29 protein-coding genes are annotated in these 26,914 nt (G+C 77.1%); 12 read left to right on the top strand and 17 right to left on the bottom strand.

The genetic code is table 11. From position 1 onward, the window contains the following. Positions 1-575: LysM peptidoglycan-binding domain-containing protein (locus tag ACYVKY_RS06835; protein WP_460434225.1), on the bottom strand; the 575-nt coding region annotated here is incomplete at its 3' end. A gap of 276 nt (positions 576-851) precedes the next feature. On the opposite strand from ACYVKY_RS06835, the gene ACYVKY_RS06840 reads away from it, so the two are divergent. Continuing rightward, positions 852-1,268: an Rv2175c family DNA-binding protein gene (locus ACYVKY_RS06840; RefSeq protein WP_460434226.1), complete on the top strand. Its 417-nt coding sequence runs from the start codon at positions 852-854 to the stop codon at positions 1,266-1,268. Positions 1,269-1,281: 13 nt separating this feature from the next. Here ACYVKY_RS06840 and ACYVKY_RS06845 read toward each other — a convergent pair whose 3' ends face one another. From ACYVKY_RS06845 to ACYVKY_RS06855, 3 genes are read right to left on the bottom strand one after another with little or no spacing between them, the layout of a single operon-like run. Next, a complete protein-coding gene (locus tag ACYVKY_RS06845; RefSeq protein WP_460434227.1) occupies positions 1,282-2,262 on the bottom strand; it encodes a phytoene/squalene synthase family protein in 981 nt (326 codons plus the stop codon). After that, on the bottom strand, positions 2,253-3,791 hold the full coding sequence (gene crtI, locus ACYVKY_RS06850; RefSeq protein WP_460434228.1) for a phytoene desaturase family protein: 1,539 nt from the start codon (positions 3,789-3,791) through the stop codon (positions 2,253-2,255). Before crtI ends, ACYVKY_RS06845 begins: the two co-directional genes overlap by 10 nt. Continuing rightward, the gene (locus tag ACYVKY_RS06855) at positions 3,788-4,918 is read right to left on the bottom strand and encodes a polyprenyl synthetase family protein (RefSeq protein WP_460434229.1); all 1,131 of its coding nucleotides are present in this window, start codon (positions 4,916-4,918) and stop codon (positions 3,788-3,790) included. The genes crtI and ACYVKY_RS06855 overlap by 4 nt, the downstream gene beginning before the upstream one ends. A gap of 81 nt (positions 4,919-4,999) precedes the next feature. Here ACYVKY_RS06855 and ACYVKY_RS06860 point away from each other — a divergent pair, with 81 nt between their 5' ends. The 6 genes from ACYVKY_RS06860 to ACYVKY_RS06885 all read left to right on the top strand — a co-directional run bounded on the left by ACYVKY_RS06860 (position 5,000) and on the right by ACYVKY_RS06885 (position 10,424). Then, positions 5,000-6,016: a FecCD family ABC transporter permease gene (locus tag ACYVKY_RS06860; RefSeq protein WP_460434230.1), complete on the top strand. Its 1,017-nt coding sequence runs from the start codon at positions 5,000-5,002 to the stop codon at positions 6,014-6,016. Continuing rightward, positions 6,013-7,110 (top strand): FecCD family ABC transporter permease, encoded by a 1,098-nt coding sequence (locus ACYVKY_RS06865; RefSeq protein WP_460434231.1) that lies wholly within the window; start codon positions 6,013-6,015, stop codon positions 7,108-7,110. The genes ACYVKY_RS06860 and ACYVKY_RS06865 overlap by 4 nt, the downstream gene beginning before the upstream one ends. Next, positions 7,107-7,955 carry an ABC transporter ATP-binding protein gene (locus tag ACYVKY_RS06870; RefSeq protein WP_460434232.1) on the top strand — a complete coding sequence of 283 codons (849 nt, stop codon included), beginning with the start codon at positions 7,107-7,109 and terminating at the stop codon, positions 7,953-7,955. Before ACYVKY_RS06865 ends, ACYVKY_RS06870 begins: the two co-directional genes overlap by 4 nt. 59 nt (positions 7,956-8,014) lie before the next feature. After that, positions 8,015-9,049, top strand: coding sequence for an iron-siderophore ABC transporter substrate-binding protein (locus ACYVKY_RS06875; RefSeq protein ID WP_460434233.1), 1,035 nt, complete (start codon positions 8,015-8,017; stop codon positions 9,047-9,049). A gap of 208 nt (positions 9,050-9,257) precedes the next feature. Then, positions 9,258-9,791 (top strand): SIMPL domain-containing protein, encoded by a 534-nt coding sequence (locus ACYVKY_RS06880; RefSeq protein WP_460434234.1) that lies wholly within the window; start codon positions 9,258-9,260, stop codon positions 9,789-9,791. Between the two features lie 3 nt (positions 9,792-9,794). After that, positions 9,795-10,424 carry a CDP-alcohol phosphatidyltransferase family protein gene (locus ACYVKY_RS06885; protein WP_460434235.1) on the top strand — a complete coding sequence of 210 codons (630 nt, stop codon included), beginning with the start codon at positions 9,795-9,797 and terminating at the stop codon, positions 10,422-10,424. 6 nt (positions 10,425-10,430) lie between these two features. Here ACYVKY_RS06885 and ACYVKY_RS06890 read toward each other — a convergent pair whose 3' ends face one another. From ACYVKY_RS06890 to ACYVKY_RS06915, 6 genes are read right to left on the bottom strand one after another with little or no spacing between them, the layout of a single operon-like run. Next, positions 10,431-11,930: a phytoene desaturase family protein gene (locus tag ACYVKY_RS06890; RefSeq protein ID WP_460434236.1), complete on the bottom strand. Its 1,500-nt coding sequence runs from the start codon at positions 11,928-11,930 to the stop codon at positions 10,431-10,433. Further along, positions 11,930-13,039 (bottom strand): glycosyltransferase family 2 protein, encoded by a 1,110-nt coding sequence (locus ACYVKY_RS06895; protein WP_460434237.1) that lies wholly within the window; start codon positions 13,037-13,039, stop codon positions 11,930-11,932. The genes ACYVKY_RS06890 and ACYVKY_RS06895 overlap by 1 nt, the downstream gene beginning before the upstream one ends. Continuing rightward, positions 13,036-13,848, bottom strand: a complete 813-nt coding sequence (locus ACYVKY_RS06900; RefSeq protein ID WP_460434238.1) for a carotenoid biosynthesis protein — start codon at positions 13,846-13,848, stop codon at positions 13,036-13,038. The genes ACYVKY_RS06895 and ACYVKY_RS06900 overlap by 4 nt, the downstream gene beginning before the upstream one ends. Positions 13,849-13,857: 9 nt before the next feature. Then, on the bottom strand, positions 13,858-15,144 hold the full coding sequence (locus tag ACYVKY_RS06905; RefSeq protein ID WP_460434239.1) for a M24 family metallopeptidase: 1,287 nt from the start codon (positions 15,142-15,144) through the stop codon (positions 13,858-13,860). Beyond that, positions 15,141-15,752, bottom strand: coding sequence for a DUF4126 domain-containing protein (locus ACYVKY_RS06910; RefSeq protein WP_460434240.1), 612 nt, complete (start codon positions 15,750-15,752; stop codon positions 15,141-15,143). Before ACYVKY_RS06910 ends, ACYVKY_RS06905 begins: the two co-directional genes overlap by 4 nt. 59 nt (positions 15,753-15,811) lie before the next feature. Then, positions 15,812-16,543 (bottom strand): monooxygenase, encoded by a 732-nt coding sequence (locus tag ACYVKY_RS06915; RefSeq protein ID WP_460434241.1) that lies wholly within the window; start codon positions 16,541-16,543, stop codon positions 15,812-15,814. 123 nt (positions 16,544-16,666) lie between these two features. On the opposite strand from ACYVKY_RS06915, the gene ACYVKY_RS06920 reads away from it, so the two are divergent. After that, positions 16,667-18,034 carry an acyltransferase family protein gene (locus ACYVKY_RS06920; protein ID WP_460434242.1) on the top strand — a complete coding sequence of 456 codons (1,368 nt, stop codon included), beginning with the start codon at positions 16,667-16,669 and terminating at the stop codon, positions 18,032-18,034. Here the strand turns inward: ACYVKY_RS06920 and ACYVKY_RS06925 are convergent. The 7 genes from ACYVKY_RS06925 to ACYVKY_RS06955 form a co-directional block, all read right to left on the bottom strand. Then, positions 18,027-18,572, bottom strand: a complete 546-nt coding sequence (locus ACYVKY_RS06925; protein WP_460434243.1) for a YbaK/EbsC family protein — start codon at positions 18,570-18,572, stop codon at positions 18,027-18,029. The genes ACYVKY_RS06920 and ACYVKY_RS06925 overlap by 8 nt on opposite strands. Positions 18,573-18,600: 28 nt before the next feature. Then, the gene (locus ACYVKY_RS06930; RefSeq protein WP_460434244.1) at positions 18,601-19,182 is read right to left on the bottom strand and encodes a GNAT family N-acetyltransferase; all 582 of its coding nucleotides are present in this window, start codon (positions 19,180-19,182) and stop codon (positions 18,601-18,603) included. Between the two features lie 45 nt (positions 19,183-19,227). Continuing rightward, a complete protein-coding gene (locus ACYVKY_RS06935; protein WP_460434245.1) occupies positions 19,228-19,989 on the bottom strand; it encodes an isocitrate lyase/PEP mutase family protein in 762 nt (253 codons plus the stop codon). Between the two features lie 68 nt (positions 19,990-20,057). Next, the gene (locus ACYVKY_RS06940; protein WP_460434246.1) at positions 20,058-20,522 is read right to left on the bottom strand and encodes a hypothetical protein; all 465 of its coding nucleotides are present in this window, start codon (positions 20,520-20,522) and stop codon (positions 20,058-20,060) included. Continuing rightward, positions 20,519-22,996 (bottom strand): molybdopterin oxidoreductase family protein, encoded by a 2,478-nt coding sequence (locus ACYVKY_RS06945; protein WP_460434247.1) that lies wholly within the window; start codon positions 22,994-22,996, stop codon positions 20,519-20,521. Before ACYVKY_RS06945 ends, ACYVKY_RS06940 begins: the two co-directional genes overlap by 4 nt. A gap of 35 nt (positions 22,997-23,031) precedes the next feature. Next, positions 23,032-23,502, bottom strand: a complete 471-nt coding sequence (locus ACYVKY_RS06950) for an anthrone oxygenase family protein (RefSeq protein WP_460434248.1) — start codon at positions 23,500-23,502, stop codon at positions 23,032-23,034. Between the two features lie 9 nt (positions 23,503-23,511). Next, entirely contained in the window at positions 23,512-24,402 is an 891-nt protein-coding gene (locus ACYVKY_RS06955) for an EamA family transporter (protein WP_460434249.1), read from the bottom strand. A 69-nt stretch (positions 24,403-24,471) separates the two neighbouring features. Here ACYVKY_RS06955 and ACYVKY_RS06960 point away from each other — a divergent pair, with 69 nt between their 5' ends. The 4 genes from ACYVKY_RS06960 to ACYVKY_RS06975 form a co-directional block, all read left to right on the top strand. After that, positions 24,472-25,326, top strand: coding sequence for a LysR family transcriptional regulator (locus ACYVKY_RS06960; RefSeq protein WP_460434250.1), 855 nt, complete (start codon positions 24,472-24,474; stop codon positions 25,324-25,326). A 268-nt stretch (positions 25,327-25,594) separates the two neighbouring features. Continuing rightward, on the top strand, positions 25,595-26,035 hold the full coding sequence (locus tag ACYVKY_RS06965) for a DUF6504 family protein (RefSeq protein ID WP_460434251.1): 441 nt from the start codon (positions 25,595-25,597) through the stop codon (positions 26,033-26,035). Positions 26,036-26,107: 72 nt separating this feature from the next. Then, complete coding sequence (locus tag ACYVKY_RS06970; protein ID WP_460434252.1) at positions 26,108-26,530, top strand: SAV_6107 family HEPN domain-containing protein; 423 nt, start codon at positions 26,108-26,110, stop codon at positions 26,528-26,530. Positions 26,531-26,620: 90 nt separating this feature from the next. Continuing rightward, positions 26,621-26,914: PHP domain-containing protein (locus tag ACYVKY_RS06975; RefSeq protein WP_460434253.1), on the top strand; the 294-nt coding region annotated here is incomplete at its 3' end.

Below are 26,914 nucleotides of genomic sequence, written 5' to 3' on the forward strand. Positions count from 1 at the left end.
GCCGGCACGGCCGGCGCGGAGGCCGCGCCCCCACCGCCGCCCGCGCGCCCGGGCACGGTCAGGCGCTGGCCCTCGCGGATGAACCCGCGGGCGTCGAGGCCGTTCGCTGCGCGCAGGGCGGCCACGGTGGTGCCGGTGCGCAGGGCGATGTGCCCGAGTGTGTCGCCGCGCCGCACCACGTAGGTGGATGCGGGCGCCGCGGCGGCCGGCGCGGCGGTGGCCGCCGCCGCACCCGGCACGACCAGCGTCTGGCCCTCGCGGATGAACCCCCGGGCGTCGAGGCCGTTCGCCTGCAGCAGGGAGGCCTGGCTCACGCCGAGCCGCAGCGCGATGTGCCCGACGGTGTCGCCCCGCTTCACCGTGTAGGTGGTCTGCGCCCGCACCGGGGCCGCGAGGGCGACCACGGCGGGTGCCGGTGCCGCCACGGCCACCCGGGGGGCGGCGGCGCGGGGCCGCTCGGTCCGCTGCTCGGGGGCCGCGTCGGCGGCGACGGCCGGGACGGCCTGCAGCGCGCAGGAGCCGAGGGCCGCGGCGACGACGGCCGTGGTGGTGCGGGTGCGGGGTCGGGGCGACATCGGGGGTCCTCACGGGTTCGGCGCGCCGTGGTGGCGCGGTCGGGCCTGCGACGGGTGCGACGACAGGGGCTGGAGTCACGCGTGTGACTCGTGTGACCGAAGTGAAGATACAGGGCTTGATGCCGTTTGCTGGAAGTTGCAGTCGTGTAATTCGTCCTCCCGGGGTGGTCGGGGGCGTCACGGGCCGCGCGCGGTCGCGGCCCGCGACCGCGCTCGTGCGTCCGGGTGACCGGGCCCCGCGGCCCGTGCGTCCGGACGGGGTGGCAGGCTGGACGCGTGAGCGAGGACGGCAGCAGGGACGGCGGCCGGGACGGCAGCAGGGACGAGGGCGGCGACAGCGCGCTGCGCGCGGTCGACGAGCTGGTCGGCCGCTGGCTGACCGTGCCCGACGTCGCCGAGGTGCTCGGCTGCGACGTCACCCGGGTGCGCTCGCTGCTCGACGACCGGCAGCTGGTGGCCGTGCGCCGCGGGCGCCCGCGCGTGCTGTCGGTGCCCGCCGCGCTGGTCGAGCCGGAGCCGCTGCCCGGCCTGGCCGGGACGCTCACGGTGCTGTCCGACACCGGGCACGACGACCTGGAGGCGCTGCGCTGGCTGTTCACCCCCGAGGAGACCCTGGGCGAGTCGCCGGTGGCGCACCTGCGCGCCGGCCACAAGGCCCAGGTGCGGCGGCTGGCGCAGGCGCTCGCGTTCTGACCGCGGGCCGGGGCTACGCGGCGGTCCGCGCCACCGCGGCGGCCACCGCCCGGGCCCGGCCCGCGCGGCCGACCACGACCCGCCGCTGCAGCACGGGGTACCCCTCGGCGACCACCCGGTCGAGGATCGACCGGTAGAGCTCGAAGGCCGCCCGCACACCCGGACGGACCCGGCGGTCGAGCAGCGCGATGCCCGGCTCGGCGTCGCGGTACAGCCCGCGGCACCGCTCGATCTCCAGGTCGACCAGCTCGCGCAGGCCCGCCGGCACGGTGCGGGCGACGCGCGCCTGCTGCAGGTCCTCGAGGGTGAGCCCGCAGCGGGCCAGGTCCTCCTCGGGCAGGTAGAGCCGGCCGCGGACGAGGTCCTCGCCGACGTCCCGGACGAAGTTCGTCAGCTGGAACGCCTCGCCGAGCAGCGCGGCGAACGGGTCGGCCTCCTCGCGCGGGACGTCCGGGCGGGTGCCGAGCACCGGCAGCATCAGCTGGCCGACGGCGCGCGCGGAGCCGGCCATGTACCGCTGCAGGTCGGCGTAGGAGGGGTACCGGGCCACGTCGAGGTCGTCGAGCATCGACGCGCAGAACCGCTCGACCAGCACCTCGTCGACGTCGAACCGGTCGCGCAGCGCGAGCAGCGCCCGCACCGACGGGTCGTCCGAGACGCCGGTGCGCCAGGACGCCCGGGTGGCGTCGACCCAGTCGCGCAGCTCGGCCGGGTCGGGCTGCGGCACGGCGTCGACGAGCTCGTCGGCGGTGCGGAAGAACCCGTACAGCGCCCACACCCACGGCCGGCGGTCGGCGGGCAGCAGCCAGGTCGCGAGGTAGTAGCTGCGGCCGTGCAGCGCGTGCAGCCGCCGGCACGCCTCCAGGTCGGCGCGCAGGGCGGGGTCGGTGACGCCCGCGGCGTCCAGGCTCGCGGTGACGCGGTCGGCGGCGAACCGCTCGCGCCGCGTGGCCGGGGCCGGGGCGAGGTCGGACGTCGACGTGGTCACGGCCACGCCCGCGAGCGGTAGGACGGGTCGGGGCCGGTGACCCGCTCGGCCGCGAGCCGGCCGCTGATGAGCACCATCGGCACGCCGACGCCCGGCGTCGTGCCCGAGCCGGCGAGCACCACGTTGTCGCCCCACCGGTTGGACGGGCGGAACGGCCCGGTCTGGCCGAAGGTGTGCGCGAGCGCGAACGGCGTGCCGCCCTCCATCCCGCGGTCGAGCCACCCGACCGGGGTGGTGACGTGGTCGACCTCCAGGCCCTCGCCGATCTCGGCGTGGCCGCGGTCGCGCAGCGTCCCGAGCACGTGCTCGCGGTAGGCCGGCTCGATCGCGGCCCAGTCGAGCGGGTCGCGGTGCGCCAGGTGGGGCGTCGGCGCGAGCACCGAGTACGCGTGCCGGCCCTCGGGCGCCAGGCCGGGGTCGCTCGAGCTGGGGACGCTCACCAGCAGGCTCGGGTCGCTCATCAGCCGACCGCCGACGAGCTCGTCGAAGGTCTGCTCCCACGCGTGGCCGAACGAGATCGTGTGGTGGCGCATGCCGTCGGGCCCGGCGGGGGACCCGGTGCCGCCGGCGAGCAGCAGCCAGCAGCTCGGGCTGAGCCGCGGCGTGCGCCGCAGCGGGTCGTCGAGCAGCTCGCGCCGGGCGACCGGCAGGTCGGTGGTGACGACGAGGGCGTCGAGCGGGACGCGCTCGCCGTCGGCGGTCACCACCGCGGTGGCGCGCCCGCCGGTGCGCTCGACCGAGGCCACCTCGGTGCCGAGCCGGATCGTCACGCCGTGCGCCCGCGCGGCGTCGGCCATCGCGACCGGGACGGCGTGGATGCCGCCCTTCGGGAACCAGACGCCGGCGACGGTGTCCATGTAGGCGATGACGGCGTACAGGGCCAGGGCCTTCTGCGGCGCCACGCCCGCGTACAGCGACTGGAACGAGAACAGCCGCCGCGTCCGGTCGTCCTTGAGGAACGACCCGACCGCCGGCGCCAGCCTGCGCATCCCTCCCATCGCGACGAGCCGCGCCATCGACCGGGCGGCGCCCGGGCCGGCGAGCAGGCTGAGGGGGGAGTCCATGTTGTGGTCGATGAAGTGCCGCATCTCGAGCCGGTACAGCTCGGCGACGTGGTCGACGAACCGGAGGTACCCGGCCGCCTCGTCCGGGCCGCAGAGCTCCTCGATCGCCTGCGCCATCCGACCGACGTCGGTGTGCGCGTCGAGGTGCGAGCCGTCGGCGAAGCGCGCCTGGTACGAGGGGTCGATCGGCTCCAGCGGCAGCCGGGCGGTGCGCTCCTCGCCGACCGCCGCGAAGGCGTCGTCGAGCAGCTCGGGCACGGTCAGCACGGTCGGGCCGGTGTCGATGCGGTAGGTGCCCGCCCCGGTGGTGACCTCCAGCTGCCCCGCGCGCCCGCCGACGCGGTCCGAAGCCTCGAGCACGGTGACCTCGCGGCCGGCTCCGGCCAGGTGCAGCGCCGCGCTCAGCCCGGACAGGCCGGCGCCCACGACGACGACGCGGTCGGTGCGGCCGCGGACCGTGCCGCCGCTCACGAGGCCCTCCGGGTGGCCGTGCCGACCAGCCGCGCGAGGGCGGGCCCGGCCGGTGGCGGGAGGGTCAGGTCGTCGAGCGCGCGCAGGGCGTCGTCGGCGAGGGCGCCGATGCGGCGCTCGACCTCGGCGAGCGCGCCCGTGGCGACGAGCACCTCGCGCACCCGCTCGACGCCGCGGGGGTCGAGCGCGGGGTCGCCGACGTGCGCGTCGAGCACCGCGTGCTGGCCCGGGGACGCGGCCGCGCGGGCGAGCGCGAGCAGGACGGTGCGCTTGCCCTCGCGCACATCGTCGCCGGACGGCTTGCCGGTGACGTCGGGGTCGCCGAACACGCCGAGCACGTCGTCGCGCAGCTGGAACGCCTCGCCGACGGCCGCGGCGTAGCGCGACAGGCCCGCCAGCAGGTGGTCGTCGGCCCCGGCGAGCCGGGCACCGAGGTGCAGCGGGTGCTCGACCGTGTACTGCACCGTCTTGAACCGGATCACGCGCCGCGCCCGCTCGAGCTGCGCGGCCGGGTCGTCGGCCGGCTGCGCCTGCACCACGACGTCGAGGAACTGCCCGCCCACGAGCTGGGTGGCCATCCGGTCGTAGACCGCGCGACCGGCCTCGCGGCGCGCCCGCGGCAGGTCGGCGGACGCGTCGGCGAGCAGCTCGGCGCTCCACGCGAGGCACAGGTCGCCGGCGAGCACCGCGCCCGCCTCGCCGAACCGGTCGGCGACGTCGTCCCAGCCGCTCGCGCGGTGCTCGGCGGCGAGCCGGCGGTGCGCCGCCGGCAGGCCGCGCCGGGTGTCGGAGCCGTCGATCAGGTCGTCGTGCAGCAGCGCCGCCGCCTGGAACAGCTCGAGCGCCGCCCCCGCCCGGACCGCGCGCTCGTCGTCGTCGGCCCCCGCGGCGCGCCAGCCCCAGTAGCAGAACGCCGCACGCAGCCGCTTGCCGCCGGACAGCAGGTCGACCACCGCGTCGAGCAGGCTCGAGCAGGACGGGTCGACCTCGGCGAGCAGCCCGCGCTGGTGCTCGAGCACCCGGTCGAGGACGCCCTGCACGCGCGCCGGCAGGTCGGTCGCGCCGGGTGCGTCGAGGTGTGCCGTGGCCGGTGCGGGGGAGGGGGCCGGTCGGGGCGGTGCGTCCACCTGCTGATCCTGCCAAACCCGGGACGACCCCGCCCGAGGTGGTCCCGCGCCGGTGCAGGCGGGCCGTATCCTCCGTTAGGCATGCCTACCCTGATGCGAGCTCCCTGGTGGCGGACGGCCGTGGTCGCCGCCTGCCTCGTGCTGCTCGCGCTCGCCGTGGTCGAGAGCATCGCGCTCGGCACCCGGCAGATCCCGTTCGGCACCGTCCTGGACGCGCTGACCGACCCCGTGACCGGGAACAACGACCACGTCTACGTCCGCGACACCCGGGTGCCGCGGACGGTCGTCGGCCTCGTGGCGGGCGTCGCGCTCGGCGTCGCCGGCGCGCTGATGCAGGGCGTCACCCGCAACCCGATCGCCGACCCCGGCCTGCTCGGCGTCAACGCCGGGGCCGGCCTGGCCGTGGTCGTGGCGATCTGGGGCCTCGGCCTGACCGCGCCGACCGGGTACCTGTGGTTCGCCTTCCTCGGGGCGGCGGCCGCCGCCGTGCTCGTGCACGGGGTGGCCTCGCTCGGCTGGGAGGGCGTCACGCCGGTGAAGCTGGCGCTGGTCGGCGCGGCCCTGACCGCCGTCGCCACCTCGCTGGTGACGCTGGTGCTGCTGCGCGACCAGCGCACCCTCGACGAGTTCCGGCTCTGGCAGGTCGGCACGCTGCTCGGCCGCCCGGTCTCGCTCGCGCTGCTGCTGCTGCCGTTCGTCGTCGTCGGCGTCCTGCTGGCGCTCGCCTCGACGCCCGCGCTCAACCTGCTGGCCCTCGGCGACGACGTCGCGCGCGGGCTCGGCCAGCACCTCGCCGTCGGGCGCGGGCTCGTGCTGGCGTCCGTGGTGCTGCTCTGCGGCGCGGCGACCGCGCTGGTGGGGCCGATCGCGTTCGTCGGCCTGGTCGTCCCGCACGTCGCCCGCTTCCTGGTCGGGCCCGACTACCGGTGGCTCGTGCCCCTGTCCGCGCTGCTCGGCCCCGCGCTGCTGCTCGCCGGCGACGTCGTCGGGCGCCTCGTGGCGCGGCCGGCCGAGGTCGAGGCCGGGCTGGTCGTCGCGGTCGTCGGCGCGCCGGTCCTGGTGCTGCTGGTCCGCACCTCGAAGCAGGTGGCGTCGTGAGCGCCCGCCCGGCCGTCCTGACCGACGGCCCGCCCCCGGCTGCGGCCGAGCCGGACCCGCGCGCCCTGGCCGCCGAGGGCGTGCGCCGCACGCACCGGCGCGCCCGACGCCGCGGGACCGTCGTGGTCGCGGTGCTCGTCGGCCTGCTGACGGTGCTCGCCGTCCTCGCCCTGGTCGTCGACCAGACCCGGCTGACGCCGCTGGAGGCGGTGCGCACCGCGCTGTGGCTCGACGACGAGGGCAGGTTCGCGGTGCGCGTGCTGCGGCTGCCGCGGCTGCTCGAGGGGCTGCTCGTCGGTCTCGGCCTGGGCGCGGCGGGTGCGCTGTTCCAGTCGGTGCTGCGCAACCCGCTCGCGAGCCCGGACGTCATCGGCGTCACCCAGGGGGCCAGCGTCGGCGCGGTCACCGCCGTGCTGCTGCTCGGCACCACGGGGGCGCTGCTGCCGCTGATGGCGCTCGCCGGCGGCGTCGTGGTCGGCGCCGTGCTGTACCTGGTGTCGTGGCGCGCGGGCCTGTCGGGCCACCGCTTCGTGCTGTCGGGCATCGGGGTCGCCTACCTGGCCACGAGCTTCACGGGGTACGTCTTCACCCGCGCCCAGGTGCGCGACGCCCAGGTCGCCCTGCAGTGGCTCAGCGGCAACCTGGCCCAGGCCTCGTGGGAGGCCGTCGCCCAGCTCGCGCTCGCCCTGGCCGTCCTGCTGCCGCTCACCGCCGCCGTCGGCGCCCGGCTCGAGGTGCTGCTGCTCGGCGACGACGCCTCCCGCGCCCTCGGGCTGCGCACCGAGCGGGTGCGCCTCGCGGTCGTGGCGCTCGGCGTGCTGCTCGCCTCGTTCGCCACCGCGGCCGCCGGACCGGTCGCGTTCGTCGCCCTGGTCGCGGCGCCGGTCGCGCGGCGGCTGCGCCGCGACGGCACCGCGGCGCTGCTCACCTCGGCGCTGGTCGGCGGCGTGCTCGTCGTCACCGCCGACCTGGTCGCCCAGTACGTGCTGCGCCTCGACCAGCCGGTGCCCGTCGGGATCGTCACCGGCGTCATCGGCGGCCCGTACCTGATCTGGCTGCTCGCCACCCGGCGCCGCACCACGGAGGACCGATGACCGCACCCGCCACCGACCGCCCCGCGCCCGACCCGCTCGACGGGCACGTGCCGCGGCTGCGCGCCCGCGCGCTGACCCTCGCCTACGACGGGGCACCCGTCGTGCACGGGGTCGACCTCGACGTGCGCCCCGGGCAGGTCACCTGCGTCGTCGGCGCCAACGGGTGCGGCAAGTCCACCCTGCTGCGCGGCCTCGGACGGCTCCTGCGCCCGGTCGCGGGCACCGTCGAGCTCGACGGCAGCGACATCCGCGGCCTACCCACGCGCAAGGTCGCCGAGGTGGTGGGGCTGCTGCCGCAGCAGCCGGTCGCGCCCGAGGGCATCACCGTCGCCGACCTGGTCGCCCGTGGCCGCTACCCGCACCAGGGGCTGTTCGCCCGGGCGGGCGCCGGCGACCGCGAGGTGGTCGCGTCCGCGCTCGCCGCCACCGACACCCACACCCTGGCCGGACGACGCGTCGACGAGCTGAGCGGCGGTCAGCGGCAACGGGTCTGGATCGCGATGGTGCTCGCCCAGGCGCCCCGCGTCATGCTGCTCGACGAGCCGACCACCTACCTCGACATCGCCCACCAGGTCGACGTGCTCGACCTGCTGGACGGCCTCAACCACGAGCACGGCACGACCGTCGTGATGGTGCTGCACGACCTGAACCTGGCGGCCCGGTACGCCCACCACCTCGTGGTCATGCACCGCGGCCGGGTGCTGGTCGAGGGGGCGCCGGCCGACGTCCTGACGCCCGAGGTCGTCGCCGAGGCGTTCGGGCTGCGCTGCCGGGTCGTGCCCGACCCGGTCACCGGCACCCCGCTCGTCATCCCGGAGGCCGGGTCCCGCCGCACCCCCGGGTAAGGTTAGGCTGCACTTACCCGCGGCGAGGGCCGCGGGACCACAGCACCCCTGGAGCGACCGTGCGACCCACCCCGACCCGACGCGGCCTGCTGGCCGCGCCCGCCGCGATCGTGCTCGCCGCCGCCCTGGCGGCGTGCGGCGGCTCGGACACCCCCGACGGCGGCACGACCGGCGCGGCCGGCGGCGACGACGCCTTCGAGGCCGTCACCCTCGAGCACGCGTTCGGCGAGGCCGAGATCACCGAGCGCCCGCTGCGCGTCGTCACCTGGGGCTGGGGCAGCACCGACGCCGCCATCGCGCTCGGCGTCGTGCCCGTCGGCATCCCGAAGATGGTCTACGGCGCCGACGAGGAGGGGTACATGCCCTGGACCAAGGAGGCGCTCGACGAGGCCGGCGGCGAGATGCCCACCCTGCTGCCGGACGAGGGCGCACCGCCGTTCGAGCAGATCGACGAGCTCGAGCCCGACGTGATCCTGGCGCAGTACTCGGGCATCACCGAGGCCGACTACGACAAGCTGGCGCAGATCGCGCCGACCGTGGCCTACCCCGACCAGCCCTGGTCGACCCCGTGGCGCGAGGTGGTCTCGACGACCGGCCAGGCGCTGGGCCTGACGGCAGAGGCCGACGAGCTGCTCGAGGGCATCGAGGCCGAGGTGGCCGACGCCGCCGCCGCGCACCCGCAGTTCGAGGGGAAGTCGATCGCGGCGGTCGCCTTCGACCCGACCACCTACTACGTCTACACGCCGGCCGACCCGCGGGTGGAGTTCCTCGAGGACCTCGGCTTCACGGTGGCGTCCAGCGTCTCCGAGCTCGACACGGGCGAGGCGACCTTCTACTACACGCTCTCCGGCGAGCTCGTCGACGGGCTGACGTCGGACGTGCTGCTGTCGTACTCGGAGACCGAGGAGGACGTGCAGCGGCAGCAGTCGGCGCCCGAGCTGCAGACGATGGAGCAGTTCCGGGCGGGCACGGTCGCGTTCGTGGTCGGGGAGTCGGTCATCTCGTCGGTCTCGCCGCCGACCGCGCTGTCGCTGACCTGGGGCCTGGACGAGTTCGTCGCCGCGCTCGCCGAGGCCGTCGCCGCGGCGGGCTGACCAGCACAGAGGGCGGGTCGCGGCGCCGTAGGCTGGGCGCCATGGCTCCGCGACCCGCCACCCCCGTGGCACCGCAGGTGCGGCCGGCGACGAGCGCCGAGGCGCGGCGCGTCACCGTCACCGGCACCGGACTCGCCTCGGCGGCACCCGACGACGCGGTCGCGCGGCTGCTCGCCGACGTGCTGCGCCGTGCGGCNNNGACGAGGCCGTGGCCGCCGCGCAGCAGTGCGTCGACCGCCTGCGCGCGGCCGCACGCGGGGTCGACCCCGCGCTCGCGGTGGAGTCGACCTCGCTGTCGCTGCACGCCGACGAGATCTGGTCGACCGACCCGTCGACCGGCCAGAACACCAGGCACCGCAACGGTTTCCGCGCCGGCCACGGGCTGACCGTCCGCATCGCCGACGTCGGCGTGCTCGGCGCCGTCCTGACGGCCGTGCTCGCAGCGGCGGGCGACGACCTCGCGCTCGACGGGGTCGACCACTCGGTCGCCGACCCGTCCGGCCTGCGCGAGCTGGCGCGCTCGCGTGCCTGGGACGACGCGCGCACCCGCGCCACCCAGCACGCGGCAGCAGCCGCTGCCGGGCTCGGCGAGGTGCTGGAGGTCGTCGAGGACGGCAGCGGTGCCGGCGGCCCGCGCCCGCTGCTGGCGGCGCGCTTCGCCGCCGCGGCCGCCGAGCTCGCCGTCGAGCTGGGGGCGGCCGAGGTGCTGGTGCACGTGCACGTGACCTGGGCGCTCGTCTGAGGCGTGGGCACCGATCGCAGGGACGGGCAGCGCTCCTGGTCCGACCAGCACGACGGCCTGGCGGCCTCGTCGTTCGTCGCGGGTTGGCTCCGGGGCGTCGACCTGCTCGCCGCACCGCTCGTGCGGGCGCGGGTGCACCCGGACGCCGTCACCGTCGCCGGGGTGCTCGTCGTCGTCGGTGCCGTCGTCGCGGCGGCGACGGGCCGGCCCGTCGTCGCCGGCCTCCTGGTGCTCCTGTCCGGCCTCGTCGACGGCCTCGACGGCGCCGTCGCCCGGCTCGGCGGGCGGGGGACCGCGCACGGTGCCGCGCTCGACCGCACCGCGGACCGACTGGGGGAGAGCGGGTTCGCCGCCGCGCTGGTACTGGCCGGGGCGCCCTGGCCGGTGGCGCTCGGGGCGCTCGCGCTGGCCTGGGCCTCCGGCGCCACCCGCAGCGCGCGCCGGCGCGGCGGCCGGGAGGGCCTGCCCGCGACCGTGGGCGAGCGTCCGACCCGGGTGCTCGTCGTCGGGATGTTCGTGCTGGCCTCGGGCGTCGTCGACGACCCGGCCTGGGCCGCCGGTGGCGCGTGGGTGTGGCTCGCGGTCGGGCTGGTCGCGCTCGGGCAGCTCGCGGTGGCTGCCCGCCGCCGCTGAGGCGGGTCAGGCGCGGCCGACGAGCCCGCTGACGACCTCGGCCGACATGCCGACCATGGGCAGGCCGCCACCCGGGTGCGACGACCCGCCGACGAGGTACAGCCCCCTCACCGGGCCGACGTTGGCGGGGCGCCGCAGCGGCCCGAGCGCGCCGTGCGTGGCGCTGCCGTAGATCGAGCCGCCGACGTCGCCCGCCCGCCGGGCCAGGTCGGCGGGCGACTGCCAGGCGCGGGTGACGACGCGGTCGCGCACGTCGGTGCCGCGCTCGGCCAGGACGGCGAGCACCCGGTCGGCGTAGGCGTTCGCCAGACCCTCGGCGTCCCAGTCGATCCCGAGGTCGGGACGGTCGGGCCGGTGCGGTGGCGCGTTCACCAGCACGCTGAGCGCCTCGTGGTCGTCGGGGGCGTCGCCGCCCCGGTGCAGGTACAGCGTCGGGTCGGCGACCGGGCGGGGCCGGCCCTGGTGGGTTCCCGTGCCGAACAGCGCGTCGAACTCGGCGTCGTAGTCGGGGCCGAACAGCACGTTGTGCCGGTCGAGGCCGGCGGTGGCGCCCCGGAGCCCGAGCAGGAGCAGGAAGCCCGACGACGACGGCGGCTGCCGGCGCAGCGTGGCCAGCTCGCGACCGGCGCGGCGGCCCGGCAGCAGGTCGCGGTAGAGCACGTGCGCGTCGAGGGCCGACACCACGACGTCGGCGGGCACCGCGGTGCCGTCGGTGAGCCGGACGCCCTGCACCGCACCGCCCTCGACGAGCACCTCGGCGACCTCGGCACCGGTGCGCAGGTCGGCCCCGAGCAGCCGTGCGCGCCGGGCGGTCTCGACGGCGAGCCGGTGGATGCCGCCGGTGACCGCCCACGCGCCGAACGCCTGCTCGACGTAGGGCACCGCCGCGAGGGCCGCCGGCGCCCGGCGGGGGTCGGAGCCGGAGTAGGTGGCGTACCGGTCGAGCAGCGTGCGCAGGTGCGGCTCGCGCAGGTACTGCTCGCCGAGGCCCCGCAGCGAGCGGTGCGGCGCCACCGTCCGCAGCGCACCGGGGCCGCGCGCCAGCGAGGGCACCGCCCGCAGCCCGCGCAGCGGCGCCGCGAGGAAGGTGTCGCGGGTGCCCTGCCAGATCTCGCCGCCGCGGGCGAGCAGCGCCAGCCACTGCTCGCCGGCGCCGGGGCCGAGCGCGTCGTCGAGCGCGGCGCCGATGCGGGCGCGGGAGGCGTTCGGCATGTCGAGGGTCGTGCCGTCGGCGAAGGTGTAGCGGCAGACGGGGTCGACCGGCACCAGCTCGAGGCACTCCTCGAGGGCCGGGCCGGTGGTGGCGAACAGGTCGCGGTAGACCGCGGGCAGCGTCACCAGCGTGGGGCCGAGGTCGAAGGTGAACCCGTCGACCTCGCGGCGCGCGGCCTTGCCGCCCACCTCGTCGGAGCGCTCGAGCAGCACGACGTCGTGCCGGGCGGCGCGCAGCCGCACGGCGGTGGCCAGCCCCGCCATGCCGCCGCCGACGACGACCACGCGCGCCATCAGAGACCGCGCCCCTTCCAGGTGAGCGAGCCGGCGCGGCGTCCGCGCCACGACCGCACGACGAGCAGCGACCACGCGGTGATCGACGCGGGGTGCGACCAGGCGTCGAGCACCCGTCCGCCCGTGCGGTGCGCGACGAGCGCCCTCCCGATCACCGCGGCAGCGTAACCGGCTGCCCCCCAGCGCGATCCACGCAGGGCGGCGGCCGCGGGCAGCACGTAGGTGACGGCGGCCGCCGTGACGAGCGCGGCGGCGCCGACCGGGTGGCCGGTGGCCGACCACAGCGACTTCGACCAGCCCTCGACCAGGTCGGCGCGGTCGTCGTACATGCGGCAGGTGGCGAGGCGGGTGCCGTCGGCGACGCCCCCTCGTCCGCCCGCGGCCTTGACCCGGCGCACCAGCGCGACGTCGTCGAGCACCTCGGCGCGGATCGCGGCGTGGCCGCCGGCACGGCGGTAGGCGGCCGCGTCGACCGCCAGCAGCTGCCCGTTGGCGGCGCTCAGGGACGGGCGCGGCGTGCGCTCGGCGAGCCGCAGCGGCAGCAGGCTCGCCCACGACCACTGCAGCAGCGGCTGCACCAGCCGCTCGGCCGGCGTGACGGCGACCTGGCGCGGGTACGGGCTCACCAGGTCGAGACCCTGCGTGCGCAGCAGCCCGACGGTCGCCGCGAGGGCGTGCGGTGCGAGCCGCACGTCGGCGTCGACGAAGAGCAGCACGTCGCCGGTGGCCTCGGCCGCAAGCCGGTCGCAGGCGGCGGCCTTGCCGAGCCAGCCGGCCCGCGGGCCGGTGCCCGCCAGCACCCGCAGCCGGGCGTCGAGCGCGGCGGCCCGGTCGAGCACGGCCCGGGTGCCGTCGGTGCTGGCGTCGTCGAGCACCAGCACCTCGAGGTCGGCGACGCCGGTCTGGCCGCGCAGGTCGGCGAGCAGACCGCCGACGTGCCGCTCCTCGTCGCGGGCGGGGACGAGCACGCTCACCCGCTCGCGCACGGGCGCGGGCGCGTCGTCGGGACGTCGCAGCAGCGCCAGGTTCACCGCCGAGTGGGCCGTGACCGCGGCGGCCGCCAGCGTGCCGACCCGCACCAGGGTGCGCGCGGCTGCCCGCGCCGTCACGCGCCCGCTCGTGCGGTGCGGGCCGCCCGCAGCGTGCGCACCAGCGCGGGCGCGACGACCGGCGCCATCACGACCAGGCCCCAGGCCGCGGCGGCGGGGCGGTCGAGCCAGACGGTGAGCGCGACGGCGGAGCCGATCCAGGTCCAGCCCGCGACGAGCGCCGGACCGGGGTCGAGCCCGTCCGTCGACGACGGCGGCACCACCCGCTGGAGCACGGCGGCGACGACGAGCCCGCCCAGCAGCCAGCCGGCCAGGTTGGTCAGCGGGATGCCCTCGACGCCCGGCAGGTGCGGCGACGGGAACGCCCAGACCCAGTGGCCGGCGTCGACCATCTGCGGGTCGAGGTACAGGTCCCAGCCGGCCAGGCCCACCGCGGTCATCGGCACGACGAGCGCGGGGACGCGGGCGCAGGTGACGCGGGCGGCCAGCAGCAGCGGGTAGGCGAGCATCGTCCACGCGAGCGGCACCAGCAGCGGCACGCCGAGCAGCTCCGGACCCAGGGTGCCGGTGTACTCGTAGCGGCCGAACGGGTAGCCGGTGCGCACCCCGACGGCCTCGAGCAGCAGGGTGGTGACGCCGACCCCGACCAGCACGGCGAGCGCCGTGCGGGCGCCGAAGACGACGGCCGCGTGGGCGAGGGCGGCCGCGACGGTCACCAGCACGGTGGCGATCGTCAGCAGCCGCAGGCCTTCGCCGTCGAGCAGCGGGTACGGCACCTGCACCAGGACCACCAGGGCGGCGAGCGCGAGCGGCAGCAGCTGCGGCACCGACCCGCGCGGGCCGGCGTGCACCGCGGCGGGGCTGCTCACCCGTCGATCCTAGGTGGCGGGTCGGATGACCAGCAGGTCGGTCTGCCGGGCGTCGAGGTACTCGACGCCGTCGTCGCGGACGACCACGCCCTGCTCCAGCGCCATCCGCACGACCTGCCCGCCCCACTCCGGGACGGGGGTGCGCACGCACAGCTCGAGCGCCCAGAGCGTGTCGGCGCCGACGACGAGCGCGCCGGTGCCGGGGACGCCGCCCTGGGCGTCCCAGAGCCCGACCGCGGGGCCGGCGCCGTGGCCGTGGTGGCCGACCGGGTGCGAGTAGACGTCGCCGTCGACGCCCTCGGCGGCCGCCGCCGCGCGGGCGTCGGCGAGCACCTCGTCGCCGGTGCGGCCGGGCCGCAGCGCCGCCGTGGTGAGGTCCTGCATCCGGTTGCCGGTGCGCAGCGCGGCCCGCAGCCCCTCGGGCGCGTCGGTCTCGCCGGGGCGCAGCACGTAGGCGTTGCGCTGGGTGTCGGTGCGCAGGTCGAGGCTGGTGAGCCCGACGTCGCAGTGCAGCAGGTCACCGGCCTCGACGGGGGCGTCGACGGGCACCCCGCCGGTGGGCAGCCCGCGCTCGTCGAGCAGCGGCGCACCGGCCCGCTGGGCGAGCACCGACGGGTGGAACCACGGCTCGACGCCGAGGTCGTGGAACCGCTGCCGGATCCACCACGCCAGGTCGTCGGCGGTGGTGGTGCCGGGCACGACCACCTCGGCGGAGAACGCCTGCGCGATCACCTCGTGCGCCAGCCGGTTCAGCTCGTGCGCCGCCTCGACCTGCTCCGGCAGCCGGGTGCCGAGCCACGCGACGACCAGGTCCTGCGCGGGGACGAGCCGGGCCGCGAGCGGACCGAGCGCGTCGACCAGCAGCCGGTGCTCGGTGTGGGTCAGGCCGTCGGCGTGGGCGAGCACCTCGGAGACGTCGACCCCGATCCGCGCGGGGTCCCACGACTCCAGCAGCGCCCGCAGCGCCTCGTGCTGGGAGCCGGCGTCGGCGTCCCACGCGGGCCGGTACTCGCCCACGGGGTAGCGGGTGAGGCTGCGGCCCTCGACGCCGTCGGGCGTGCGGCGGAAGGCCAGCACGGTGCGGCGACGGGCGGACAGCCAGGTGGCCGGCAGCAGGCTCGCCAGCACGGGGTCCTCGGCGTACTCGCGGGCGACGACGACCCAGGCGTCGAGCCCCGCCCGGTCCATCATCGCCGGCAGCAGGACCCGCAGCCGCTCCGACAGCCAGCGGTCGCGCACCGCCGCCTGCTGGCGCAGCGGCAGCGGCCGGCCGCCACGGACGAACCGGCCGCTCACCGCACCTCGGCGGCCGGCTGCTCCCGGTCGCGGGTGAGTGCCCGGGCGCGCCGCTCGCGCCGCCAGGACAGGATCTTCCGCAGCAGCACGACCACCACGGTCATGCCGACGAACAGCAGCACCGCGGCGATGCCGGCCGCGACCCACGGGGCGATGACGGCGAGCGAGACCACGCCGGCCACGGCGACGTCCTCGCCGGCCGAGACGGCCACGTTGCTGGCGGGTTCCGGGGACGTGTTGACCGCGGCCCGCAGCCCGGCCTTGACGGCGTGGCTGGCGAGCGCGGTGACGCCGCCGGCGGTGGCGGCGACGGCCTGCTCGAGGTCGGAGGCCTCGCCGGCGAGCAGCGCGCAGATGGCAGCGCCGATCGCGGGGCGGATGACGGTGTGCACGGCGTCCCACGTCGAGTCGACGTACGGCACCTTGTCGGCGACCAGGTCGATGACGAACAGCACCCCGGCCACCACCAGGACGTCGGTGCGCGCCAGCGCGTCCGGGATCTGGTCGAGGGCGAGGAAGCGGTCGACGCCGCCCAGGATCAGCACCACCAGGTACGCGTTGATGCCGCTCGCCCAGCCGGACGTGAACACCCACGGCAGCAGCTCCACGTCGTGCCCCCTCCCGCTCGTCCGGTGCGCCGCGTCGGGCGCGACCGGTGGTCCCGATCCTACGGGGACGGCGCCCCGGCCGCCGGGACGCGCGGGACCGGCCGGCCGTCGAGCACGCCCTGCGCGGCGGTGACGGCGAACCGGGCGAACAGCTCCTCGGCGAACCAGTCCTGGCCTCGCGACGCCTTCGCCACCGCCACGTGGGACGGGGCGCGGCGGGCGAAGGCCAGCAGCGCCGCCTCGTCCGCCCAGACCGAGCAGGTGCCGAGCAGCCCGACGGGGCGCTCGCCGACGCCGAACGAGGCGAGCAGCCCGGGCGAGGCCGCGAGCTCGGCGGCCACCGGCGGGACCGAGCGGCGGAAGCGGGGGGAGGTGCGCCGGTGCAGCCGGGCGCGGGTGATCGCGAGCACCGGGCCGTCGTGCAGGCCCGGCCGGTCGGTCGCGGGGGAGCCGAACGGCTCGACGCCGTCCCACCGCCCGGTGGTCGACAGCGGCACCAGGTCGAACCGGGCCCGCTCGACGGCCAGGCCGTCCCACCCGCGCACGACCGGGTGCCGGTCGAGGGCGTCGGCGCCGGCCGGGTCGGTCCAGGTGGTCAGCAGCGCCCACCGCCGCAGGTCGGCGTCGCGCAGGCCGAAGCCGCTGCCGGCGGTGCCGAGGAGCTTGGTGAACGCCGCGCCGCTGCGGGCCAGCGGCCGGCCGTCGGTGCCCATCCGCAGCAGCGCCCGCAGGGGCGAGCGGACCCGCCAGACGTGCAGCACGACGCGGGGGACGTCGGGGGCGGTCGGCACGGTCCGACCCTCGCACGCGGGTCGGGCGCGCGGCACCCCAGGGGCGGGTGAGTAGCGGCACCCAGCGAGGTCGAGCAGCGCGGCGGGGGAGCCGGTCGTCGTGGCGGCGGCACGCTGGGGCGCATGACGACCACCGCCGCCCCGGCTGCCGACCTCGAGGCCCTCACCCCCGACGCGCGCGACCGCTGGGTCGACGCCCTGCGGGTCGGCTCGCTCCTGGTCGTCGTGCTCGGCCACTGGCTGATGGGGGCGCTCACCCCGGACGGCCGCGCCACGAACGTGCTGGCGCAGGTGCCGACGCTGCAGCCGCTCACCTGGGTGCTGCAGGTGATGCCGCTGTTCTTCCTCGTCGGCGGCGTGGCCCACGCCCACGCCCTCGCCTCGGCCGCCCGGGTGGGCGGCACCCGCCACGGCCGCTACGCCGCCTTCGTCCGCAGCCGCACCGGACGCCTCCTGCGCCCCACCGTCGCCTACCTGCTGGTCTGGGTCGGGCTCGCGCTCGCCGCGCGGGCCACGGGCCTGGCGTCCGGGCCGCACGCGGGCCTCGTCGGCGGCGTGCTGTCGCTGTCGACCCAGCTGCTGTGGTTCGTCGGCATCTACCTCGGCGTCGCGGCCCTCGCCCCCGCCACGCACGCCTGGCACCGCCGCGCCGGCCTGCGCGCGGTGGTCGCACTCGTCGTCGGCGCGGTCGTCGTCGACGTCGTGCGGTTCACCACCGGCGAGACGCTCGTCGGGACGCTGAACTTCGCGCTGGTCTGGCTCGCGCTGCACCAGCTCGGCTACTGCTGGAAGGACGGCCTGCTGACCCGCCGGGTGGCGTGGACGATGGTCGTCGCGGGGTTCGGCGGCCTGCTGCTGGCGGTGACCGCCGGCCCGTACCCGGTGAGCATGGTGGGCGTGCCGGGCGAGGCGGTCTCGAACATGGCGCCGCCCACCCTCGCGCTGCTCGCCCAGGGTCTCGGGCTGTGCGGCGCGGCGGTGCTGCTGCGGGGGCCGATGGCGCGGGTGCTGGCCCGTCCCCGCGCGTGGCAATCGGTGGTGGTCGCCGGCTCGGTGTCGATGACGGTGTTCCTGTGGCACCTGACGGCGCTGATGTCGGTGATGCTGGTCGTGCGCCTCGCGGGGACCGACCTGCCGGAGCCCGGCACCGCCGCCTGGTGGCTGACCCGGCCGGTGTGGGTGGCGGTGCTGCTCGTGCCGACGGTGCTGCTGGTGCTGGCCGCGCGCCGCTTCGACGCACCGCGCCCGACCTCGCGAGAGGTGTTCGCGCAGAACGGTTCCGGGGTCGACCGGCTCGCCGCGCTCGGCGTCGCGGTGGTCGTCCTCGGCGTCATGACCGTGTCGATCACCGGGGTCGACCTGGTCGGCGGGCGCGAGCGCACGTTCGTCGCGTTCCCGGTGACGCCGGGCCCCGCGCTCGCGGTGCTCGGCGCCGGGCTCGCGCTCGTGCTGGCTGCCCGCCCGCGCCGTGGCGCGGCGGCCGTCAGGTGACCTCGACGGGGTGGCCGGCGGTGATGCGCAGCAGCTCGTCGTAGTGCGTCGGGAACACCGCCCGGGGGTGGCCGGCCGCGGCCCAGATCCGTCCGAACTGCGCGAGCGTCACGTCGACGTAGGTGTCGAGCGCCGTCGTGTGGCCCACCGGCGCCACGCCGCCGATGACGAAACCGGTGGCCTGGCGCACCAGGTCGGGGTCGGCCCGGTCGAGCCGCTCGAGGCCGAGCCGGTCGGCGAGCCGCTCGGTGTTCACGCGGTGCGCGCCGCTGGTGAGCACCAGCACCGCCCGGCGGTCGTCGGTCCCGTGCGGCACGGCGAACACCAGCGAGTTCGCGATCGCCCCGACCTCGACGCCGAGCTGGGCGGCCGCCTCGGCGGCGGTGCGCGCGCTGCCGTCGAGGACGGTGACCGTCCCGGTGGCGCCGAGCGCCTCGAGGCTGCCCCGGACGCGGACGACGGCGGGATGGAGGGCGACCCCGTCGGCGTCGGGGGTGGCGGTGGGGACCGGCTGGGGCTCGGCCGGGGGTGTCGACATGGCCGGAGCGTAGTGGCGTGGAGGGCGCTCAGCGCAGGTCGAGCCGCATCAGCACCCGCGGGAACCCGTCGAGCACCGACTGCGTGTCGGCCGCCTTCGTGAAGCCGGCCTTCTCGAACATGCCGCGGGTGCCGACGTAGGCCATCGTCAGGTCGACCTTCCTCCCGTCGTTGTCGACCGGGTAGCCCTCGACCGCTGGGGCGCCGCGCTCGCGGGCGTGCGCGATCGCGCCGTCGAGCAGGGCGGTGGCGATCCCCTTGCCGCGCAGGCCACCTCGGACCCGGAAGCACCAGATCGTCCAGACGGGCAGGTCGTCCACGTGCGGGATGCGTCGGCTGGTCGCGAACGAGTGCAGGTCGGCGCGGGGTGCGACCCCGCACCACCCGACGACCTCGCCCTCGTCGTAGGCGAGGACGCCGGGCGGCGTCCGCTTCCGGGTGAGCGCCTCGACCCGGTCGCGGCGCGCCACCCCGGTGAGCTCGCGGTTCTCCTTCGAGGGGATGCGGTAGCTCAGGCACCAGCACACCGACGACTCCGGCCGGCGGGGACCGAGCACCGTCGCCAGGTCGTCGAAGCGCGCGTGGGTGGCGGGCAGCACCTCGATCGTCACGGCACCTCGATCGTCACGGCGCCCCTGCCCCTCGGCCGGACCCGTTCAGCGCCAGGGGGTGACGAGCGCCTTCACCTTGTCGGTGAGGGCCATCTGCAGCAGGGGGCCGAAGGTGACGCGCTGCACGCCCGTCTCGCGGAGCTCCTCGAGCGAGCCCGACATCGAGCCCTGCTCGGGGTGCGCGGTGACGTTGATCGGGCCCGAGATCTCGGCCATCAGCTGCCGCAGCGTCGCGTTGTCGGGCACGCGCACCGGGTAGACGCAGCGGGCGCCGGCCTCCTCGCACGCCCTCGACCGGGCGATCGCCTCGGCCAGCGGGTCGTCGAACACCTGCACGGAGCCGATGAACGCGTCGGTGCGGGCGTTGATGACCAGCTCGACGTCGGCGGCGTCGGCCGCGGCGCGCAGCTGCCCGATGTAGTCGGCGTGCTCCTGCACCGAGCGCAGCCGGCCCTCGCCGTGCACGGTGTCCTCGACGTTGATGCCGACGGCGCCCGCCTCGAGCACGCGCTCGACCAGCTCGGCGGCCGGTGTGCCGTAGCCCGACTCGACGTCGGCGGTGACCGGGACGTCGACCGCACCGGTGATGCGGCGGATGCTGTCGAGGGCGTCGTCGAGCGTCATCCCCTCGTTGTCCTCCTGGCCGCGCGAGTCGGCGACCGGGTGGCTGCCGACGCTGAGGGCAGGGAAGCCGGCGTCGACCACGGCGCGTGCCGACCAGGCGTCCCAGACGGTCGGCAGGACGAGGGTGGAGCCGGTGTGGTGCAGGGCGAGCAGCTGCGAGGCCTTGGCCTTGACGTCGGTCATGGCGCGATCGTGCCACCGCCGCGCGGTCGGCGCACGCGTCGGGCGGGCACCCGTCAGGCAGGCACCGGTCAGGACGGCGTCGCGAGCAGGGCCTGGGGCGCGGCCTCCTTGATCCGGGTGGTGAGCCAGGCGAGCTGGCGGGCGGTCCCGCCCGACGCGGTGGTCGCGACCTCGACCAGCTCGTGGTCGCGCGCGCCCCTGCCCGCCTGCAGCAGCACCGTCCAGCCGGTCTCGACGAAGGACGCGAGCACGTAGAGGTCCTGCAGGTCGCGGACCAGGCCGAGCGGGCCGGTGCGCGCCTGCTCCAGCCCCTCGGCGTGCAGCCGCTCCGGCTCGGTGTCGCGCTCCTCGCCGTACCGCTCGGCGACCGGGGAGACGGCCCGCACGTGCGCGTCGCTGAGCCGCGCCAGGTCGAGGCAGGTGTGCGGCACGTCCCCCTCGTCGACGTGGCCGCGCGCCACCTCCCGCAGCGCGTCGGCCAGGGTCTGCTCGGCGCGGTGGACCAGGCCGACGTACACGGCCAGGCCCCTCACGAGGGCGCCCCCGTCCCCGTGGTGGACGGGTCGTCCGGGTAGCCCTGCGCGGGCAGCGGTCCGGTGCGGCTGGTGGTGGCGGGCGCCGGTGGCGGCGTCCCGCCTGAGGCGACGCGCACGTCGCGCTCCAGCACGTCGTCGCCGTCGACCCGGCCGACCCGCTCCACGCGGCACGCGCCGGACTTGTGCAGCGGCTGCTTCGACACCGGGTCCCACACCGTCGCGACGAGCTCGTTCGCCGGGTGCGTGCCGTAGTGGAACGGGACGAACACCGTGCCCGGGCGGACGGCGCCGACCCGCAGGACCACCTCGACCGACCCCCGCGGGCTGCTGACCCGGACGAGATCGCCTGCGGCGGCGCCGATCGCCTCGGCGTCGACCTGCGCCATCTGGACCCACGCCGCGGGCGCAGCCTCGTGCAGCGGGCGCGAGCGCCGGGTCTTCGTCCGGGTGTGGAAGTGGTGCACGGTGCGCCCGGTGGTGAGCTCGAGCGGGTGGTCCTCGTCCGGCTGCTGGTGCGGCGGCGACCACGCGAGCGCGGTGAGGAACGCGCGCCCGTCGGGGCGGATCGCGGCGTGCTGCTCGGGGGTGCGGGCCGCGCCGGTCAGCAGGTCGTGGCCGTAGGTCTCGCACCGGTCCGCGGCGGTGGCGAAGACGCCGTCGACGTAGAGCCGGTCGGTGCCCCCCGGTCGTTCCGCGGTGACGGGCCAGGGGAGTCCGCTCGGGCTGCGGCGCAGCACGTCCCAGCTCAGCCCGCTGTAGTCGCACGGTCGACCGCGGGACGCGCGCGCCCAGTCGTCGAACGCCTCCTCGGGCGTGGTGAAGCGGGGTAGCGGCCGGCCGGAGCGGTCACGCAGACCCATCCGCCGGGCGTAGTCCAGGAACGCGTCGAAGTCGCTGCGCGCCTCGCCGGGCGGGTCCACGGCGCGCTCGGACAGGTGCACGGTGCGGTCCGCGTTCGTCGAGCAGCCGGCCTTCTCGGTCCACCCCGCCGCGGGCAGGACGACGTCGGCGAGCTCGGTGGTCTCGGTGCGGAACAGGTCGGACACGACCACGAAGCACCGGTCCGCGCCGAGGACGCGCCGCACCCGGGCCAGGTCGGGCAGCGAGACGGCCGGGTTGGTGCCGTTCACCCACAGGAACCGGATCGACCCCTGCTCGACGTACCGCACGATCTGCAGCGCGTGCGTGGGCGGCGCCCAGTGCGGGACGGTGTCGAGGTCGACGTCCCAGTGGTCGGCGAGCTCCTGCACGTGGGACTCGTTCTCCCAGTTGCGGAATCCGGGCAGGTCGCCGTCGGCGCCGCACTCGCGGGTGTTCTGGGCCGTGGGCTGGCCGTTTATCTGCAGCACGCCGCAGCCGGGGCGCCCGAGCATGCCGCGCAGCAGGTGCAGGTTGTTCACCCCGCACGACGCCGCGGTCGCCTGGTGGGACTGGTAGAAGCCCTGGAGCACGGTCGAGAGGACGCGGGTGGACGTGCCGAAGACCGCTGCGGCGCGCCGGACGTCGTCCGCCGGCACCTCGCAGACGGCGGCCGTGACCTCGGGCGTGGCGTCCTCGACGACGCGGCGCAGCTCGTCGAGGCCGACGGTGTGCGCGCGGACCCAGTCGTCGTCGACCCAGCCGTTCGCGAGCAGCTCGTGGGCGAGACCGTTCACCAGGGCGAGGTTCGTCCCGGGCCGCACGGCCAGGTGCACCCCGCCGGTGCGGACCGCCTCGGCGGCGACGGCGGTGCGGCGTGGGTCGACCACGACCAGCGTCGGCGGGGCGTCCCCGTGCACCCGGTCGAGCACGCGCGACCAGAGCACGGTCTGCGTCTCGGCCACGTTGTGCCCGAACAGGAACAGCGCGTCGCAGTGGTCGACGTCGGTGTAGGCGCCGGGCTGGCCGTCGGCGCCGAACGACTCCTTGAACGCGGCCGCGCTCGTGGCCGTGCAGAGGCGGGTGTTGCCGTCCATGTGCGGCGTGCCGATGCCCGCCTTGCCGATGGTGGCGAGCGCCCAGTACTCCTCGAGGGTCAGCTGGCCCGAGGTGTAGAAGCCGTGCGAGAGCGGTCCCCGCTCGTCGAGCAGCGCGCGCGAGCGCTCGACGACGCGGGCCATCGCCGTGTCCCAGTCGGTCTCGACGAGCTCGCCCCCCTCGCGGACGAGCGGGTGCCGGAGACGGTCGGGGTGCTGCTGCCAGACCCACTGGCCGTAGAGGCCCTTCGGCCCGAGCCGCCCGTGGTTGACGCGGTCGTCGGCACGCCCGCGGATGCCGACCAGCCGGCCGTCGCGGACGGCCAGGTCGCACGCGCACCCGTTGCTGCACAGGGTGCACGCCGAGCGCACCCAGGAGACGTCGTCCTCGTGCACCCCGTCGGCGAGGTGCTGGTCGACGCGCACCGGCCACGTCGTGCCGCGCGCGTGCGGCGTCCGCGGGCCCCAGGGGTCCGCGACCCGGTCCAGCCCGACCTGCTGCTCGTCCGTGGCCACCGTCGTGGACTGCCCCGGACGGCGGAGGTCATGCGTCAGCCGAGGTGCAGCGCCCACCCGTACGCGGCCACGGCGAGCCCGCAGCCGACCGCACGCACGTGGTTGGCGCGCGTCCACTCGCGGGCGTAGGTGCGCCAGTACCCCTGCCCCTCGGGCGAGGTCGGGTCGACCGCGTCGAGCCGGGTGTTGCGGGGGACGTGGTAGGCCGCGGTGAGGACGAAGGACGCGAGCACCTGCAGCGCCGTGCCCGCCAGCACCCACGGCACCGCCGGCCCGCCGTCGAGCCGCGCCAGGACCGCCGCGACCAGGCCGGCGAGCGGGGTGCCGGCGAAGACCACGAGGAAGGACGGGCGCAGGATCACCTGGTTCACCCGCTGCATGACGGCCGCTGCCGCCGGGTCCGGCTCGCGCGCCAGCGCCGGGACGACGGCGACGGAGAAGGCCCAGTACAGGCCGGCCAGCAGACCCGAGCCCACGGCGGCGAGGACGACGGCGGTGGTGAGCACGCAGCCGTTCTAGCGCACCCGCCCGTGCGCCGTCGTGGCCGCGACGACGTTCGCCGCGACGACCAGGGCGATGCCGAGCCACTCGTGCAGGTCGAGCACCTGGCCGAGCACGACGAGGCCGACGAGCGCGGCCAGCACCGGGTGCACGCTCATGAAGACGCCGAAGTAGCGGGTCGGCACGTACCGCAGCGCGGTCAGGTCCGTGGCGTACGGCACGACCGAGGCGAGCACGCCGGTCGCGAGGGCGAGCCACAGCGGGGCGCCGACGAGCCGGCCCTCCGCGACGAGGACGACCAGGACCGGCAGGTACGCGAGCGCCGACACGGTGCTCGCGACCGCCGCGCCCTGCAGCCCCGGCATCCGCCGCCCGCACTCGCGCCCGACGACGATGTACGCGGCCCAGCAGCACGCGGCCGCGAGCCCGAGCCCGATGCCCACCAGGTCGCTCGACGGCCCGGGGAGCACGAGGACGTAGACGCCCGCCGCGGCGGCGGCGGCGGTGAGCAGGTGCAGCCGGGTCCGCGAGCCGGCCAGGGCCACCGCCAGCGGCCCGAGGAACTCGAGGGTGACCGCGAGCCCGAGGCCCACCCGCTCGACCGCGGTGTACAGCGACAGGTTCATGCCGGCGAAGACCGCGGCGAGGGCGAGCACCGGCCACCACTGCGCCCAGGTCATCCTGCGCACGTCGGGGCGGGTGGCGGCGAGCAGGACGACCGCCGCCACCACCTGCCGCACCGCGACGACGCCCGCCGGCCCGATCGCGGGGAAGGCGTGGGCGCCGACGCCGGCGCCGAGCTGGTTGCTCGTGGCGCCCGTGAGCATGAGCGCCGTGCCGACCCAGGGGCGGCCCGGTGCCCGCGTCCCGGCGGGCGAGGTGGGCGCGGGGGCGGTGGTGGTCACGTCCTCGAGCATCCGTCCCGGCGTGCCATCCGGGAAATGCACGACGCGCTGCTGCCATACGCTGGGCGCATGGTGGACGACGTCGAGCTGCGGCACCTGCGGGCGTTCGCGGCGGTCGTCGCGGAGGGCACGTTCACCGACGCGGCGATCGCGCTCGGCACCTCGCAGGCGTCGGTGTCGCGCACGGTGGCCGCGCTCGAGGCGCGGCTCGGCGCTCGCCTGCTGCAGCGGACGAGCCGCGGCGCGGTCCCGACCGCCGCCGGCACCCGGGTCCTGGCGCACGCGCAGCGGGTGCTGGACGAGGTGGCGGCGCTGGAGCGGGTGCTGGACGACGGTGGCGAGGTGCGGGTCGGGTACGCGTGGTCGGCCCTCGGTCGGCACACCACGCCCCTGCAGCGACGGTGGGCCGCCGAGCACGGCTCGACCCTCGTGCTGGTGCAGGCGAACTCGCCGACCGCCGGGCTGGTCGAGGGCGTCGCCGACGTCGCGGTCACCCGGCGCCTGCTCGACGAGCGGCGGTTCGAGCAGGCGCTGGTCGGGGTCGAGCCGCGGTTCGCGGCCGTCGCCTCGGACGACCCGCTCGCCCGCCGGCGCACGCTGGTGCTGCGCGACTTCGCCGGCCGCACGGTGGGCGTCGACAACCGCACGGGCACCACCACGCCCGACCTGTGGCCGGCCGAGCTCGCCCCCGGGGCGACCCGCGAGACGCACGGCGTCGACGAGTGGCTGACGCTCATCGCCGCCGGCCAGGCGCTCGGCATGACCTCCGAGGCGACCGCGCGCCAGCACCCCAAGCCGGGCGTGGTCTACCGGCGCGTGCGCGACGCCGAGCCGGTGCCCGTGCGGCTCGCCTGGTGGCGCGACGGGCGGCCGGCGTGGGCGCCCGACCTGGTGCGGCTCGCCCGCGGGCTCTACGGGGGCTGATGTCGCCCGGTCCGTCCGGACCGGGTTGTCGGTGGTCGGTGCTGGACTGGCTCCTGCCTGGCCGTACGGGGACGCCGCGCCGGTGCGGTCCGGGGTTGACGGACCGTCCGAGGCGCGGTGTACAGTCCAAGTGTTCGAACAGGTGTTCGAAGACGACGGTGCCGGGGTCGCGCCCGCACCGCCAGCGAGGGGAATCGCGACCGGGAGGGCCGACTCGACCCCGGCTCTCCCGGTCCACCTCCCCTCACGCCGACGAGAGGAGCCCGCCGTGACCCGTGGCCACGACGACACCGTCCACGTCCGGCTCGGCGACGCCGGCGCCGACGGCCGGCGCCCGCCCACGCAGTTCCTCTGGCGCGGCCGGCTCTACCTGGTCCGCGAGGTGCTGGGCTACTGGCGCGAGCGGCAGGCGTGGTGGTCGCTCGAGCCCGCCCGCGCGGTCCACGGCGAGGACGACGGCCCCACCGGCGCGGTCCCGGCCGGCCGGCCGGGCGCCGGCGCGACGACGACCCGCACCGCGCCGTCCCGGGTGGCCCAGGTGGGTGCCGACCGCGAGGTCTGGCGGGTCGAGGCGGCACCGGGCCGCTCGTCCCACCCCGGCGTCTACCAGCTCGCCTGCGACGCCGTGGCCCCCGTCCCCACCGCCGACGACCGCGCCCGCGACCGCACCGCCGACCGCACCTGGCGGCTCCTGCTCGTCCACGACTGACCCCACCCGCACCCCCTCACCGCCCCGACACCCGCCCCGAGACCCGCCCCGACCCCCCGGAGGACAGACGAGATGAGCACCACCACGGTCGCGCCGCCGTCGCCGGCGGCGGTCGAGCTGCTGGCCCGGTCCGACCACGGCCTGCGCGACGCCCGGGCCACCACCGAGGCGGGGGAGCGCTACGTGGCCGCCCACCTCGCCGCGCTGCGGGCAGCGGCCGCCGTGCTGGCCGTCCGCGGCCGCCCGCGCCGCGGCGCCACGCTGAACGTCTGGGAGGTGCTGCCCCGGGTGGCGCCCGAGCTCACCGAGTGGGCCTCCTTCTTCGCCGCGGGCGCCCGCCGCCGTGCCGCCGTCGAGGCCGGGCTGCACGCCGCGGTCACCACCCGCGAGGCCGACGACCTCGTCCGCGACGCCACCACCTTCTGCGACGTGGTCGCCGAGCTGCTCGGCGTGCTGCCCGCCTCGCACGACGCCCTCCCCGTGCGCAGCGCCTGACCCCGGTACGGGGCGCCACCGTCCCGCGACACCTGCACCCGTCGACCCCGCACCCGCCGTCGACCCACCGCCGCCGCCGGAGCCACACCCGTGTTCACGCACCTCCACGTCGCCTCCGGCTACTCGCTGCAGTACGGCGCGTCGAGCCCGCAGGTGCTGGTCGAGCGGGCGGTCGAGCTCGGCCTGCCCGCGCTCGCGCTCACCGACCGCGACGGCCTCTACGGCGCGGTGCGGTTCGCCGCGGCGTGCAGCGAGGCGGGCCTGGCGCCGCTGGTCGGCACCGACCTCGCGGTCGAACCCAGCGGGCTCCTCGCGGGCGTCCCCGGCTGGGCCGACCCGGCGGCCGAGGTGGCCCGCCGCCGGCGGCGCGGCACCCCGGCGCGC

The organism is Angustibacter speluncae (assembly GCF_054777815.1).

Coding starts and splice junctions, on each gene's coding strand:
- ACYVKY_RS06860 (WP_460434230.1), top strand. CDS start 5,000: ATGCCTACCCTGATGCGAGCTCCCTGGTGGCGGACGGCCGTGGTCGCC.
- ACYVKY_RS06870 (WP_460434232.1), top strand. CDS start 7,107: ATGACCGCACCCGCCACCGACCGCCCCGCGCCCGACCCGCTCGACGGG.
- ACYVKY_RS06890 (WP_460434236.1), bottom strand. CDS start 11,930: ATGGCGCGCGTGGTCGTCGTCGGCGGCGGCATGGCGGGGCTGGCCACC.
- ACYVKY_RS06920 (WP_460434242.1), top strand. CDS start 16,667: ATGACGACCACCGCCGCCCCGGCTGCCGACCTCGAGGCCCTCACCCCC.
- ACYVKY_RS06925 (WP_460434243.1), bottom strand. CDS start 18,572: ATGTCGACACCCCCGGCCGAGCCCCAGCCGGTCCCCACCGCCACCCCC.
- ACYVKY_RS06935 (WP_460434245.1), bottom strand. CDS start 19,989: ATGACCGACGTCAAGGCCAAGGCCTCGCAGCTGCTCGCCCTGCACCAC.
- ACYVKY_RS06960 (WP_460434250.1), top strand. CDS start 24,472: ATGGTGGACGACGTCGAGCTGCGGCACCTGCGGGCGTTCGCGGCGGTC.
- ACYVKY_RS06970 (WP_460434252.1), top strand. CDS start 26,108: ATGAGCACCACCACGGTCGCGCCGCCGTCGCCGGCGGCGGTCGAGCTG.